The sequence below is a fragment of the Mycobacterium sp. 852002-50816_SCH5313054-b genome (assembly GCF_001667185.1).
Taxonomy (GTDB): domain Bacteria; phylum Actinomycetota; class Actinomycetes; order Mycobacteriales; family Mycobacteriaceae; genus Mycobacterium.
In genome coordinates, this window is record NZ_LZIC01000115.1 from 37,251 (window position 1) to 49,402 (window position 12,152).

At 67.5% G+C, this 12,152-nt stretch carries 10 protein-coding genes; 6 read left to right on the forward strand and 4 right to left on the reverse strand.

What is annotated here, in order from left to right; translation table 11 throughout:
* The first annotated feature begins 57 nt into the window (after window positions 1–57).
* Entirely contained in the window at window positions 58–504 is a 447-nt protein-coding gene (locus A5787_RS21030; protein ID WP_066970599.1) for a PPOX class F420-dependent oxidoreductase, read from the forward strand.
* Window positions 501–1,448 carry an MBL fold metallo-hydrolase gene (locus A5787_RS21035; protein ID WP_066970601.1) on the forward strand — a complete coding sequence of 316 codons (948 nt, stop codon included), beginning with the start codon at window positions 501–503 and terminating at the stop codon, window positions 1,446–1,448. The genes A5787_RS21030 and A5787_RS21035 overlap by 4 nt, the downstream gene beginning before the upstream one ends.
* A gap of 91 nt (window positions 1,449–1,539) precedes the next feature.
* Here the strand turns inward: A5787_RS21035 and dnaE are convergent, their stop codons facing one another.
* On the reverse strand, window positions 1,540–5,079 hold the full coding sequence (dnaE, locus tag A5787_RS21040) for a DNA polymerase III subunit alpha (RefSeq protein ID WP_066970603.1): 3,540 nt from the start codon (window positions 5,077–5,079) through the stop codon (window positions 1,540–1,542).
* 99 nt (window positions 5,080–5,178) lie between these two features.
* Here dnaE and A5787_RS21045 point away from each other — a divergent pair, with 99 nt between their 5' ends.
* The 3 genes from A5787_RS21045 (at window position 5,179) to A5787_RS21055 (ending at window position 9,270) form a co-directional block, all read left to right on the forward strand.
* Entirely contained in the window at window positions 5,179–5,787 is a 609-nt protein-coding gene (locus A5787_RS21045) for a TetR/AcrR family transcriptional regulator (protein ID WP_066970604.1), read from the forward strand.
* Between the two features lie 142 nt (window positions 5,788–5,929).
* Window positions 5,930–6,361, forward strand: a complete 432-nt coding sequence (locus A5787_RS21050; RefSeq protein ID WP_369829151.1) for an MmpS family transport accessory protein — start codon at window positions 5,930–5,932, stop codon at window positions 6,359–6,361.
* A complete protein-coding gene (locus A5787_RS21055; protein ID WP_066970607.1) occupies window positions 6,358–9,270 on the forward strand; it encodes an RND family transporter in 2,913 nt (970 codons plus the stop codon). The genes A5787_RS21050 and A5787_RS21055 overlap by 4 nt, the downstream gene beginning before the upstream one ends.
* Here A5787_RS21055 and A5787_RS21060 read toward each other — a convergent pair.
* From A5787_RS21060 to A5787_RS21070, 3 genes are read right to left on the reverse strand one after another with little or no spacing between them, the layout of a single operon-like run.
* A complete protein-coding gene (locus tag A5787_RS21060) occupies window positions 9,242–9,673 on the reverse strand; it encodes an SRPBCC family protein (protein WP_066970610.1) in 432 nt (143 codons plus the stop codon). The genes A5787_RS21055 and A5787_RS21060 overlap by 29 nt on opposite strands.
* Window positions 9,673–10,476 carry an SDR family oxidoreductase gene (locus A5787_RS21065; RefSeq protein WP_066970612.1) on the reverse strand — a complete coding sequence of 268 codons (804 nt, stop codon included), beginning with the start codon at window positions 10,474–10,476 and terminating at the stop codon, window positions 9,673–9,675. The genes A5787_RS21060 and A5787_RS21065 overlap by 1 nt, the downstream gene beginning before the upstream one ends.
* Window positions 10,477–10,480: 4 nt before the next feature.
* Entirely contained in the window at window positions 10,481–11,500 is a 1,020-nt protein-coding gene (locus tag A5787_RS21070) for an SDR family NAD(P)-dependent oxidoreductase (protein ID WP_066970614.1), read from the reverse strand.
* Window positions 11,501–11,723: 223 nt separating this feature from the next.
* On the opposite strand from A5787_RS21070, the gene A5787_RS21075 reads away from it, so the two are divergent.
* Window positions 11,724–12,128, forward strand: coding sequence for a group 1 truncated hemoglobin (locus tag A5787_RS21075; RefSeq protein ID WP_066970616.1), 405 nt, complete (start codon window positions 11,724–11,726; stop codon window positions 12,126–12,128).
* Window positions 12,129–12,152 lie beyond the last annotated feature (24 nt).

Consider the following 12,152-nt stretch of genomic DNA (forward strand, 5'->3'; position numbering starts at 1 on the left):
GCCTCCCGAGAATTCGATGCTTGACTTAGAGCTAACTCTAAGTCGTTGACTACGTCCATGCACAAACAAACGCTCGACGAGCTGGGCCGCGCCCGATACGCGCTGCTGCGCACCTTCCGCCGCGACGGCACACCGGCCGACACCCCCGTCTGGTTCGGGCTGGACGGTGACGCGTTGCTGTTCCGGACCAAGGTGGGCCCCAAGACCAGGCGGCTGGCGGCGCGGCGCGACGTCGAACTCGCCGCCTGCGACTACCGGGGCCGGGTCCCGGCCGGGGCTACGACGGTCGCCGGCCGCGCCACGATCCTGTCGGGCGCCGACGCCGAGCGGGCCAACCGCGTACTGCACCGACGCTACGGCTGGCAGTGGAACGTCGTTCCGCTGATCAAGGTCCCGGGCGTGACCAACGTCCATCGGGACCTGTGCGTCCGCGAGAAGCTGCGGCGCGCGCGCGACCGTCGCGTCTGGCCCGACAGCGTGATCGTGCGGGTGGAGCTGCCATGACCCAGACCGCCACCCCCGCGCCCGACCCCGTCCGCTCCCCCACCATCCGCCAATGCTGCACCGCCGCAGCCGGACTCGTCCGCGGCCTGGTGCGGCCGCGGCGCCCCGACCGGCGGTTCCTCCGCGGCATCGCCGACGCGGGACTGCCGGATCCCGGCCGCACCGTCGCGGTGACCGCGCTGCCCCAGGTGCCGCGCCCGGTGCCGACCGCCGCGATCGTCGAGGGCACGTTCGCCCCTGCGCGCGTCGAGAATTCGCTGACGTCGTTCGTCGTCAGGCATCCGGAGGCCACGTTCATCGTCGACCCAGCGGTGTGCACGGACGTCGAGCGGCGGGCGATCGCCCAGCTGCCCGCGGTGCTGCGCGTCGCGGTTCGGCCGCCCGCCGAGACAATCCCGACGATCACGGCGCTGACCGGGCTGCCCGAATCGCCGCGGCTGGATTTCGCGCTGCCCACTCATGCGCACTGGGATCACGTGTCGGGCCTGCTGGACATGCCCGGTCTCCCTGTGCACCTGCACCGCACGGAAAGCGAGTGGATCGGGTCGGGACCGGTCGCGCCCGTCGGCGGCGTCCGCGATTCGCTGCGCGCTCGGCCCGTCGTCGAATACGACCTGGACGGACCGCCGGTGCTGACCTTCACCAGCAGCCACGATCTCTTCGGTGACGGCTCCGTCCTCCTGGTGAACCTGGCCGGGCACACGCCCGGCAGCGTCGGGGTGCTGCTGCACACCGCGCGGGGCTGGATCCTGATCGCCGGCGACGCGGCCTGGCACGCGCTGCAGATCGAGAAGGTCCGGCAAAAGTCAAGCTACCCGGGCGCTTTGGTGGACGAGGATCGCGACGAAACCTTCCGAACGCTGCACCGCCTGCACCTGGCGCGGCGCGCGGTGACGATCATCCCCACCCACGACCATCAGGCGGCGCTGCAGTTGCCCGCCTAGCTGTCCCCCTCCCCCGCGAGCGCGCGTGTTTGTACGGCGACACGCCGAAAATCGTGTACATCTGCGCACCCTCGCGGCCCGGACTGACCGGCTAACCCCCCAGGCACCCCGGGCCGAGCAGCGCCTTCAGGTCGCCCATCAGCGCGGGCGAGGGCGTCACCCGCAGCGAGGCATCCAGCTCGAGGGTGGTGATGCGGTCCCCGCTGATGAGCCGCAGGTGCACCTGCGAGGTACCGGGATGGCGAGCCAGCACCTGCTTGAGCGCGCTGACCTTGTCGAAGGTGCACTGCCGTGTCGGCAGGCTGACGGCGATCGGCCGGTCCGCCTGGGCGCTGGAAAAGTCGGGCACCACAAGCTCGTTGGCGATCAGCGCGATGCGGTCGTCACGGATCGCCACCTTGGCGTTGATCAGCACCACCGCGTCGTCGACGATGTCGGCGCCGAACGTCGAGTACGCGTGCGGGAAGAACATCACCTCGATGCCACCGGTGAGGTCTTCCAATTGCGCCGATGCCCAGGGCATTCCGTTCTTGTTGACCCGCCGGTTCACCGAAGCCAGGATGCCGCCCACCCGCACCTGCGTGTCGTTGGCGACGTCGCCGTCCAGAATCGCCGGGATGGCGGTGTCGACCTGGGCGGTCAGCAGGTGGGCCACCCGGTTGAGCGGATGCCCGGACACGTACAGCCCCAGCATCTCTCGCTCCAGGGCCAGCTTGTGCTTGTCCTCCCACTCGTCCTCGGGCACCTTGATGGTGAACACGGAGTCGGCGGCCCCCTCCCCCTCGGAGCCGCCGAAGAGGTCGAACTGTCCCATCGCCTCGGCCTTCTTAGTGCCCAGCACCGAGTCGACGGCGTCCGTGTGCACCAGGAACAGGCCTTTGCGGGCGTGCCCAAGCGAGTCGAAGGCGCCCGCCTTGATCAACGACTCGGTGACCTTCTTGTTGCAGGCGGAGATGTCGATCTTGTTCAGGTAGTCCGAGAAGTCGGTGAACTTGCCCTTCTCGCCGCGGGTGCCGATCAACGAGCTCACCACGTTCGCGCCGACGTTGCGCACCGCGCCCAGCCCGTAGCGGATATCGGCGCCGACGGAGGCGAAGTTCAGTCCCGACTCGTTGACGTCCGGCGGCAGCACGGTGATGCCCAGCTTGCGGCAGTCGGCGAGGTAGACCGCGGCCTTGTCCTTGTCGTCGCCGACCGAGGTGAGCAGGCCGGCCATGTACTCGGCCGCGTAGTTGGCCTTCAGGTAGGCCGTCCAGTAGGACACCAGGCCGTAGCCCGCGGCGTGCGACTTGTTGAACGCGTAGTCCGCGAACGGAAGGATGGTGTCCCACAACGCCTTGATGGCCGCGGCCGAAAAGCCGTTGGCCTTCATGCCATCGGAGAAGCCCTCGAACTCCTTTTCCAGCACTTCCCGTTTCTTCTTGCCCATCGCCTTGCGCAGAATGTCGGCTCGGGCCAGCGAGTAGCTGGCCACCTTCTGCGCGATGCGCATGATCTGCTCTTGGTAGACGATCAACCCGTAGGTCTCGGCGAGGATCTCGCGCAGCGGCTCTTCGAGCTCGGGATGGATCGGCCTGATCGCCTGGCGCCCGTTCTTGCGGTCGGCGTAGTCGTTGTGGGCGTTCATGCCCATCGGGCCGGGCCGGTACAGCGCGAGCACCGCGACGATGTCCTCGAACCCGGTCGGCTGCATGCGGCGCAGCAGGTCGCGCATGGGCCCGCCGTCGAGCTGGAACACCCCGAGCGTGTCGCCGCGGCCCAGCAGTTCATACGTCGCCTTGTCGTCCAGCGGCACGGACTCGAGATCGAGGTCAATTCCCTTGTTGGCCTTGATGTTCTCGATCGCGTCGCCGATGATCGTGAGGTTGCGCAGGCCCAGGAAGTCCATCTTCAACAGGCCGATGGCCTCGCACGACGGGTAATCCCAGCCGGTGATGATGGCCCCGTCCTGCGGGCGCTTCCACAGCGGGATCGCCTCGGTGAGCGGCTCGCTGCTCATGATCACCGCGCAGGCGTGCACGCCGGCGTTGCGGACCAGACCCTCCAGGCCGCGTGCGGTTTGGTAGATGGTGCGCACGTCCGGGTCGGTCTCGATCAGGCCGCGGACCTCGGCGGCCTCCTTGTAGCGCTCGTGGTTCGGGTCGGTGATGCCCGACAGCGGGATGTCCTTGGCCATGATCGGCGGCGGCAGCGCCTTGGTGATCCGGTCGGCGATCGCGAAACCGGGCTGGCCGTAGTGGATGCGCGCCGAGTCCTTCAGCGCCGCTTTGGTTTTGATGGTGCCGAAGGTGATCACCTGGGCCACCCGGTCGGAGCCCCACTTGTCGGCGGCGTAGCGCACCATCTCACCGCGGCGACGGTCGTCGAAGTCGATGTCGATGTCGGGCATCGACGTGCGCTCGGGGTTGAGGAACCGCTCGAACAGCAGGCCGTGCGGAATCGGGTCAATGTCGGTGATGCCCAGCACGTAGGCGACCAGCGATCCGGCGGCCGAACCGCGGCCGGGGCCCACCCGAATGCCCACCGAGCGGGCGTAATTGATCAGGTCGGCGACGATCAGGAAGTAGGACGGGAAGCCCTTGCCGCAGATGACGCCGATCTCGTATTCCGCGCGCGCGGCGTAACCGTCCGGCGCGCCCCCGGGAAACCGCCGGCGCAACCCGGCGTCCACCTCATGCCGCAGCCACGACGCCTGGTCGTGCCCCTCGGGCACCGGGAAGACCGGCATCCGGTCGCGGGGCGCCCACACCTCGTCGTAGGGCTGGACGCGCTCGGCGATCAGCAGCGTCGAGTCGCAGGCGCCGGGCACCTCGTTGTCCCAGATCTGACGCATCTCGGCGGCCGACTTCAGGTAGTAGCCGTCGCCGTCGAACTTGAACCGGTTGGGGTCCGACAGCGTCTTGCCGGTCTGCACGCACAGCAGCGCCTCGTGGTTGTGGGCGGCGTCGCGGGTGACGTAGTGGCAGTCGTTGGTGGCCAGCGGCGGGATCCCGAGCTTGCGGCCGATCTCGAGCAGGCCCTCGCGGACCCGGCGTTCGATGGACAGGCCGTGATCCATCAGCTCGAGGAAGTAGTTGTCCGGCCCGACGATCTCGCGCCATCGGGCGGCCGACTCCAGCGCCTCCCGGTCGTGGCCCAGGCGCAGCCGGGTCTGCACCTCCCCGGACGGGCAGCCGGTGGTGATGATGATGCCCTCGGCGTGTTCGGCGATGAGCTCGGCGTCCATCCGCGACCACTTGCTCAGCTGGCCCTCGAAGGAGGCCAGCGAGGACAGTTTGAACAGGTTGCGCAGGCCGGTGGCGTTCTCGGCCACCATCGTCAGGTGCGTGTAGGAACCGCTGCCGGAGACGTCGTCGGCCTTCTGGCTGGGGTCCCCCCAGGTGACGCGCCGGGTGTCGAAGCGCGAACCCGGGGCGATGTACGCCTCCACCCCGATGATCGGCTTGATCCCCGCCTTGGCGGCCGCGTTGTAGAACTCGCTGGCGCCGAACATGTTCCCGTGGTCGGTCATCCCGACCGCAGGCATCCCCAGCCGCTGCACCTCGTCGAGCATCGGCGTGATCTTCGCGGCCCCGTCCAGCATCGAGTACTCGGTGTGGTTATGCAGGTGCACGAAGGACGACTGGTTCATAGGGACGCCAGTCTATGACCGACCACCGACGCAACCCCGGCGTGTCGCGAGTGTGTCTTTAACTCACGCGCCCGGGCCCCGCGGATCTAAGGTGGGCGCATGCGCCAGACTGCCGACCGGTGCGCGGGGCCGTCGCCGTGGTCGCCGCGCGAGGCCGAGTTGCTCGCGGTGACGTTGCGGCTCTTGCAGGAGCACGGTTACGACGGGTTGACGGTCGACGCCGTGGCCAGCGAGGCCCGGGCCAGCAAGGCCACGGTGTACCGGCGCTGGCCCTCGAAAGCCGAACTGGTGCTGGCCGCCTTCATCGAGGGCATCCGCCAGGTCGCGGTCCCCCCGGAAACCGGCACGTTGCGCGGCGATCTGCTCCAGATCGGCGAGAACATCTACCAGCAGGGCCTACTGAACGCCGGCACCATCCGGGCGGTGCTCGTCGAGGTGTCGCGCCACCCCGCCCTGCGTGACGCCCTGCAGCACCAATTCCTCGACGAGCGCAAGACCGCGATCCAGCACATCCTGCGACAGGCCGCCGACCGCGGCGAGATCGACGAGACCGCCATCGCCGACGAGCTCTGGGACCTGCTGCCCGGATACCTGATCTTCCGCTCGATCATTCCCGGCCGGCCGCCCACGCGGCACACCGTGCAGGCCCTGGTGGACGACTTCATCCTGCCCGGACTCACCCGCTCCAGCGGATATCAGGCCAGTTGATAGATGGTCCGCGAAGTGTACGGTCCCGTCTCTTGCACAGTACTGATCAGTACCGTAGGGTCATACCCAGCGATCGCGCTTACCACGGCAGCGTGATGGCGTCGCCCGAGCATCGAAAGGCCAACGGGTGAAGGGGATTTCGATTACATCCGTCGTCAGGCGACGGTGGATACCGTTGGTCGCGGTGCTCGTCGTCGTGCTCACGGGATTCGCGATCTATCGCCTGCACGGGATCTTCGGCTCCCATTCCAACGTCTCGGCCAACAGCGGCCTGTCCAACGAGATCGTGCCGTTCAACCCCAAACAGGTGGTTCTCGAAGTCTTCGGCACGCCGGGCGCCGTGGCGACGATCAACTACCTGGACGTCAACGCTCAGCCGCAGCAAGTCAGAAACGCGCCCCTGCCCTGGTCGTACACCATCACCACCACGCAGCCCGCGGTCGTCGGCAACGTGGTGGCGCAGGGCACCGGCGGCACCCTCGGCTGCCGGATCACCGTCAACGGCGAGGTCAAGGACGAACGCACCGTGAACGAAGTCGACGCCTACACCTTCTGTCTGGATAAGTCGGGATGAGCAACGATCAACGGACGCGGCCCCGCCTGCCGCACACCATCCGCCGGCTCTCGGTGCCGATCCTGCTGTTCTGGGTGGCGCTGGCCGCCATCACCAACATCGCGGTGCCGCAGCTGGAAGAGGTGGGAAAAACCCACAACGTGGCGCTGAACTCCCCCGACGCGCCATCGCTGAAGGCGATCAAGCGCATCGGTCAGGCGTTTCACGAGTTCGACACCGACAGCTCGGCCATGATCGTGCTGGAAGGCGACAAGCCGCTCGGCGCGGACGCACACCGCTTTTATGACGAGATGGTCCGCAAGCTCGAGCAGGACCGCAAGCACGTCGAGCACGTTCAGGACTTCTGGGGCGACACCCTGACCGCTGCGGGATCGCAGAGCGGCGACGGCAAGGCCGCTTACGTCCAGCTGTTCCTCGCGGGCAATCAGGGCTCGGCGCTGGCCAACGAGGGCGTCGGCGCCGTCCGCGACATCGTTGAGCACATGCAACCCCCGCCCGGCGTCAAGGTCTATGTGACCGGCGCGGCGCCGCTCATCTCCGATCAGTTCGACGTCGGCAGCAAGGGCACCGCGAAGGTCACGGCGATCACCGTCGGCGTGATCGCGGTGATGTTGCTGTTCGTCTACCGTTCCCTCTTCACGATGCTGCTCGTGCTCGTCACGGTCCTCATCGAAATGTCCGCCGCCCGAGGGATCGTCGCCTTCCTGGGCAACGCCGGGATCATCGGGCTGTCGACGTACGCGACGAACCTACTGACGTTGCTGGTGATCGCCGCCGGAACGGACTACGCGATCTTCTTCGTCGGCCGCTATCAGGAAGCGCGCGGTGCCGGCGAGGAGAAGGAAAACGCCTACTACACCATGTATCACGGGACGGCCCACATCGTCCTGGGTTCGGGCCTGACCGTGGCCGGCGCGGTGGCCTGTCTGGGTTTCACCCGGCTGCCGTATTTCCAAAGCCTGGGCATCCCAGCCGCTCTCGGCATCCTCGTGGCGCTTTTCGCCTCGCTCACCCTGGGCCCCGCGGTGCTCACCCTGGGCGCCGCCCTGGGCGTGTTCGAGCCGAAACGCGCGATGCGAACCCGCGGTTGGCGACGGATCGGCACGGCGATCGTCCGTTGGCCCGCCCCCATCCTCACGGCGGCATGCGCCCTGGCCCTGGTCGGCCTGCTCGCGTTGCCCGGCTACAAGACGAGCTACGACACCCGCCCCTACATGCCCGCCAACGCTCCGGCCAACATCGGTTACACCGCCGCCGAGAAGCACTTCTCGCGCGCCCGGCTCGAGCCCGAATTGCTGATGGTCGAAACGGATCACGACATGCGCAACCCGGCCGACATGCTCATCCTGGACCGGGTGGCCAAGGCGGTGTTCCACGTGCGCGGCGTCGCGCAGGTCCAGACCATCACCCGGCCGCTGGGAACCCCGCTCGACCACAGCTCGCTGGCCTTCGTGATCAGCAATCAGAGCGCCGCCCAGCAGGAAAACCTGACGTACCAACGGGATCGGGCGGACGACCTGCTGAAGCAGGCCGGCGAACTGGCGAAGACCATCAACATCCTCAAGCAGCAGTACGCCCTGCAGCAGCAGCTCGCCTCGGCCACCCACGCCGAAACGCAGAGCTTTCACGACACGGTCGACACGATCAGGGACCTGCGGGACAAGATCGCGAATTTCGACGACTTCTTCCGGCCGATCCGCAGCTATTTCTATTGGGAGAGACACTGCTTCGACATCCCCGCCTGCTGGGCGATCCGTTCGGTCCTCGACGCCCTCGACGGCGTCGATCAGCTCACCGAAAAATTCGAAAACCTGACGGCCACCCTGGACAAGCTCGACGCGCTGCAGCCGAAACTGGTCGCACTGATCCCGCCCCAGATCGACAGCCAGGAGACCAACCGCGAACTGGCGTTGGCGAGCCACGCCACCCAGGGCGGCATCAACGCCCAGACGCAGGCCGCGATCGACAATGCGACGGCGCTGGGGCGGGCCTTCGACACCGCGAAGAACGACGACAGCTTCTACCTGCCCCCCGAGGTGTTCAACAACCCCGACTTCAAGCGCGGGCTGAAACTGTTCCTCTCGCCCGACGGCAAGGCGGCCCGGATGATCGTCACCCATGACGGCGATCCCGCCACGCCGCAAGGCATTTCCCACATCGACCCGATCGTCACCGCCGCGCACGAGGCCCTGAAGGGCACGCCGATGGCCGACGCCCAGATCTACATCGGTGGCACCGCCGCGACGTACAAGGACATCCAGGACGGCGCCAAGTACGACCTGCTGATCGTCGGGCTCGCCGCGCTGGCCCTCATTCTGCTCATCATGATGATCATCACGAGAAGCCTGGTCGCGGCGCTGGTCATCGTGGGCACGGTGGCCCTTTCCCTCGGCGCCTCCTTCGGGCTGTCCGTGCTGGTGTGGCAGTACATGTTCGGCATCAAGCTGTATTGGGTCGTGCTGGCGCTGGCGGTGATCCTGCTGTTGGCGGTGGGGTCCGACTACAACCTGTTGCTGATCTCGCGATTCAAAGAGGAGATCCATGCCGGCCTGAAGACCGGCATCATCCGCTCGATGGCCGGCTCCGGCTCGGTGGTGACCTCCGCCGGCCTCGTCTTCGCGGTCACCATGTGCGCGTTCGTGTTCAGCGGTTTCCAAGTGCTGGGCCAGATCGGGACCACCATCGGCTTGGGGCTGTTGTTCGACACGCTGATCGTGCGTTCCTTCATGACGCCTTCCGTCGCAACGCTTCTGGGGCGCTGGTTCTGGTGGCCGCAACGCGTGCGGCCGCGGCCGGCCAGCCAGATGCTGCAGCCCTACGGGTCGCGCGCGGCGGTGCGGCAATTGCTCCTATGGGAGGACGACGACCCGGCGGTGCTGCCTAGCCGTACAGCTCCACAAACTGCCTGAGCGACTTCTCGACGTCCCCTTTGACCGCGCGGGCCGCGGCGGAACCTACCGGGCCGAACAACGCGCGTCCCCCCAGTTCGAGGCGCAGGCCCAGGGTGGACCCGTCCCCGGCGGCGCGCACCGTGAGCGTGACGGCGTATTTCGTTCCGCCCTTGCCCAACCCCGACATCGCGACCTCGTGCGGCGGGTCCCACCTCGTCACCGTCCACGTCACCCGGTTGCGCAGGCCCTTGGACCGCGCCACTCCCACGATCTCGGTGCCCTCGCTGATCTCGTCGGGCAGCTCGCTGCGCCAGCCCTCGTGCATCACCAGCCATTCGCCCAATTCCGACAGGTCCGAGACGTGGCCCCACATGTCCTGCGGGGTCATCGGCATGTCGGCGGTCAGGTCAACCGCGGCCATCAGCGGCTTGGCCCGCCGCGGAATCGGTTGCCGATCCGCAGCCCGGGCAGCAGCAAGGTGCGCGGCACGAACCTGCCGCCGGTGCTGACGACCTTGGGCACGATGCCCGGAACCACGCTGCGCTTGCCGGCCAGCATCCCGCCGATGGCCGCCTCGGCCACGTCGCGCGGCGAAACCTGCGCCACCGGGATGCTGAACCGCTCGGCGTTGGCGATCTCGGCCCATTCCGTGGGGACCGGGCCCGGGCACAGCACCGTGACCGACACCCCGGTTCCGTGCAGCTCCTCGTGGATGGCCTCGGAGAACGTCTGCACGAACGCCTTGGTGGCCGAATACACGGCCATGTAGGGCAACGGCTGGAAACCGGCGATCGACGCGATGTTCATCACCGCGCCGGCGCCGCGCTCGACCATGCCGGGCAGGACCGCGTGGGTGAGTTCCATCAATGCCAGCGCGTTGAGTGTGACCTGTTCGCTCTCCCGATCGAGCGGCAGCTCGTAGAAGACCCCGCTGGTGCCGAAACCGGCGCTGTTGCACAGCCCGCCGATCGGCTCGGTGCGCAGCCGGTCCGCCAGCTTGGCGCGGCTCTTGGGATCGCTGAGGTCCAGCGGCAGCACCTCGACCGCCACCGAGTATTCCTGGCCCACCTCGTTGGCGAGTTCGTCGAGCCGCTCGCGGCGCCGCGCGACCAGCAGCAGCGGGAATCCGCGGCGGGCCAGGCCGCGAGCCAATTCGGCGCCGATGCCGGAGGAGGCGCCGGTGATGACGACGGTGGTATCGGTGTCAGGTTTCGGAAGACTCATGTTGTCACCAATGTATCCCTCGGGTCGCCCGGACAAACGTCTCGCTGCGCTTGTCGAAATGTTCTGCATCGCCCGACGATTCGCCGCCCTTGGCCGCGTCGGAGTCTTTGAACATGCCAAACGCGCGGTTGCGCAGGCGGTCCATCACCGCCGGGTTGACCGCGTCGGCGACCGCGGCGAACTGCCCGAACGGCGAGCTCGCCCGCCTCGGCCGGTGCACGATCGCATCCGCGATCACCCCGGCCGCCTGGTCCGGCGTGAGCGCGGGGAACTTGTCGTACATCGTGGTCGGGCTGATCATCGGCGTGCGCACCAGCGCCATGTGCACGGTGGTGAACTTGACGTCGTCGTTCACCACCTCGGCCTGCAGGGCGTCGCACAGGCTGTCCAGGGCGGCCTTGCTGGCGATGTAGGCGCCGAAACGCGGCGCGCGGGTCTGCACGCCGACCGAGGAGACGTTGATGATCTGCCCGAAGCCGCGTTCCCGCATCCCGGGGATGAACTTGAGGATGAGCTGGACCGCGCCGAGGTAGTTCAGTTGCATGGTCCGCTGGTAGTCGTGGATGCGGTCGTAGGACAGCTTCAGCGAGCGCCGAATGGACCGCCCGGCGTTGTTGATCAGGATGTCGACGCCCCCGAGGTCGTCGAGCACCTGGTCAGCCATCGCGGCGATGGCGTCCGTGTCGGACAGGTCGCACGGATAGACGTGGGCCGTTCCGCCGTTGCCCTCGATTTCAGAGGCGACCTTCTCGAGGTTCTCCCGGGTGCGCGCGACCAGCACCACCACGCCGCCCGCTTCGGCGATCTTCTTGGCGGCGGCCTCCCCGATGCCCGAGGACCCGCCGGTGATCAGGACGGTTTTGCCCCGAACGGCATCCTTGAGGGTGCGGCCCTGCACCGCATCCAGCACGTTCCGCAGATAGAACGGCCGGTATCGCCCGGCCGAGTTGGGGGTGTTGATGATGCTGGACATCGCCGCGAATGGCTTTTCCACCAGGCTGGTCAAGTCACCAAGGAGATTCATCGGCGTTCGCTCCTGACGGGCAATGTGACGTGGGTCATAGAACCAACCTAGGGCATCCGCCGGCCGTCGGAGGCAGGATTGCCGCCAGGTGAACCGTGATCCCTCGGCTCACACGACGACCCGAGCCGCGGCCAGTCGAGGGCAATCCCCGTGTTACAGAGGGTAATCGGGGTGTGATCGTGCACTAACTGGTGGGCAACGCCGCAATGTTCCAATCGGCTATATGAAAATTTTGGCACGCTTCCGCAAACCTGAGCCGACCACGATTTACGACCGGATCGGCGGGCACGAGGCCATCGAAGTCGTCGTCGAGGACTTCTACGTTCGGGTGCTTGCCGATGACCAACTGTCGGGCTTTTTCACCGGCACGAACATGAACCGCCTCAAGGGCAAGCAGGTCGAGTTCTTCGCGGCCGCGCTCGGCGGGCCGGAGCCCTACACCGGCGCGCCGATGAAGCAGGTGCACCAGGGGCGCGGCATCAACATGCATCACTTCAGCCTGGTGGCCGGGCACCTGGCCGAGGCGCTCGCCGCCGCCGGGGTGCCGTCGGGGACCGTGACCGACATCCTCAGCGCCATCGCGCCGCTGGCCCCGGAGATCGCCTCGCCCGAAACCAGCACGGTCTGACCCGCCGGCCGCGACCATGGCGGC

Bases quoted from the DNA above. Each gene is read 5' to 3' on its own strand.
- A5787_RS21075 (WP_066970616.1), top strand. From the start codon at position 11,724: ATGAAAATTTTGGCACGCTTCCGCAAACCTGAGCCGACCACGATTTAC.
- A5787_RS21055 (WP_066970607.1), top strand. From the start codon at position 6,358: ATGAGCAACGATCAACGGACGCGGCCCCGCCTGCCGCACACCATCCGC.
- A5787_RS21045 (WP_066970604.1), top strand. From the start codon at position 5,179: ATGCGCCAGACTGCCGACCGGTGCGCGGGGCCGTCGCCGTGGTCGCCG.
- A5787_RS21070 (WP_066970614.1), bottom strand. From the start codon at position 11,500: ATGAATCTCCTTGGTGACTTGACCAGCCTGGTGGAAAAGCCATTCGCG.
- A5787_RS21065 (WP_066970612.1), bottom strand. From the start codon at position 10,476: ATGAGTCTTCCGAAACCTGACACCGATACCACCGTCGTCATCACCGGC.
- A5787_RS21030 (WP_066970599.1), top strand. From the start codon at position 58: ATGCACAAACAAACGCTCGACGAGCTGGGCCGCGCCCGATACGCGCTG.
- A5787_RS21060 (WP_066970610.1), bottom strand. From the start codon at position 9,673: ATGGCCGCGGTTGACCTGACCGCCGACATGCCGATGACCCCGCAGGAC.
- A5787_RS21035 (WP_066970601.1), top strand. From the start codon at position 501: ATGACCCAGACCGCCACCCCCGCGCCCGACCCCGTCCGCTCCCCCACC.
- dnaE (WP_066970603.1), bottom strand. From the start codon at position 5,079: ATGAACCAGTCGTCCTTCGTGCACCTGCATAACCACACCGAGTACTCG.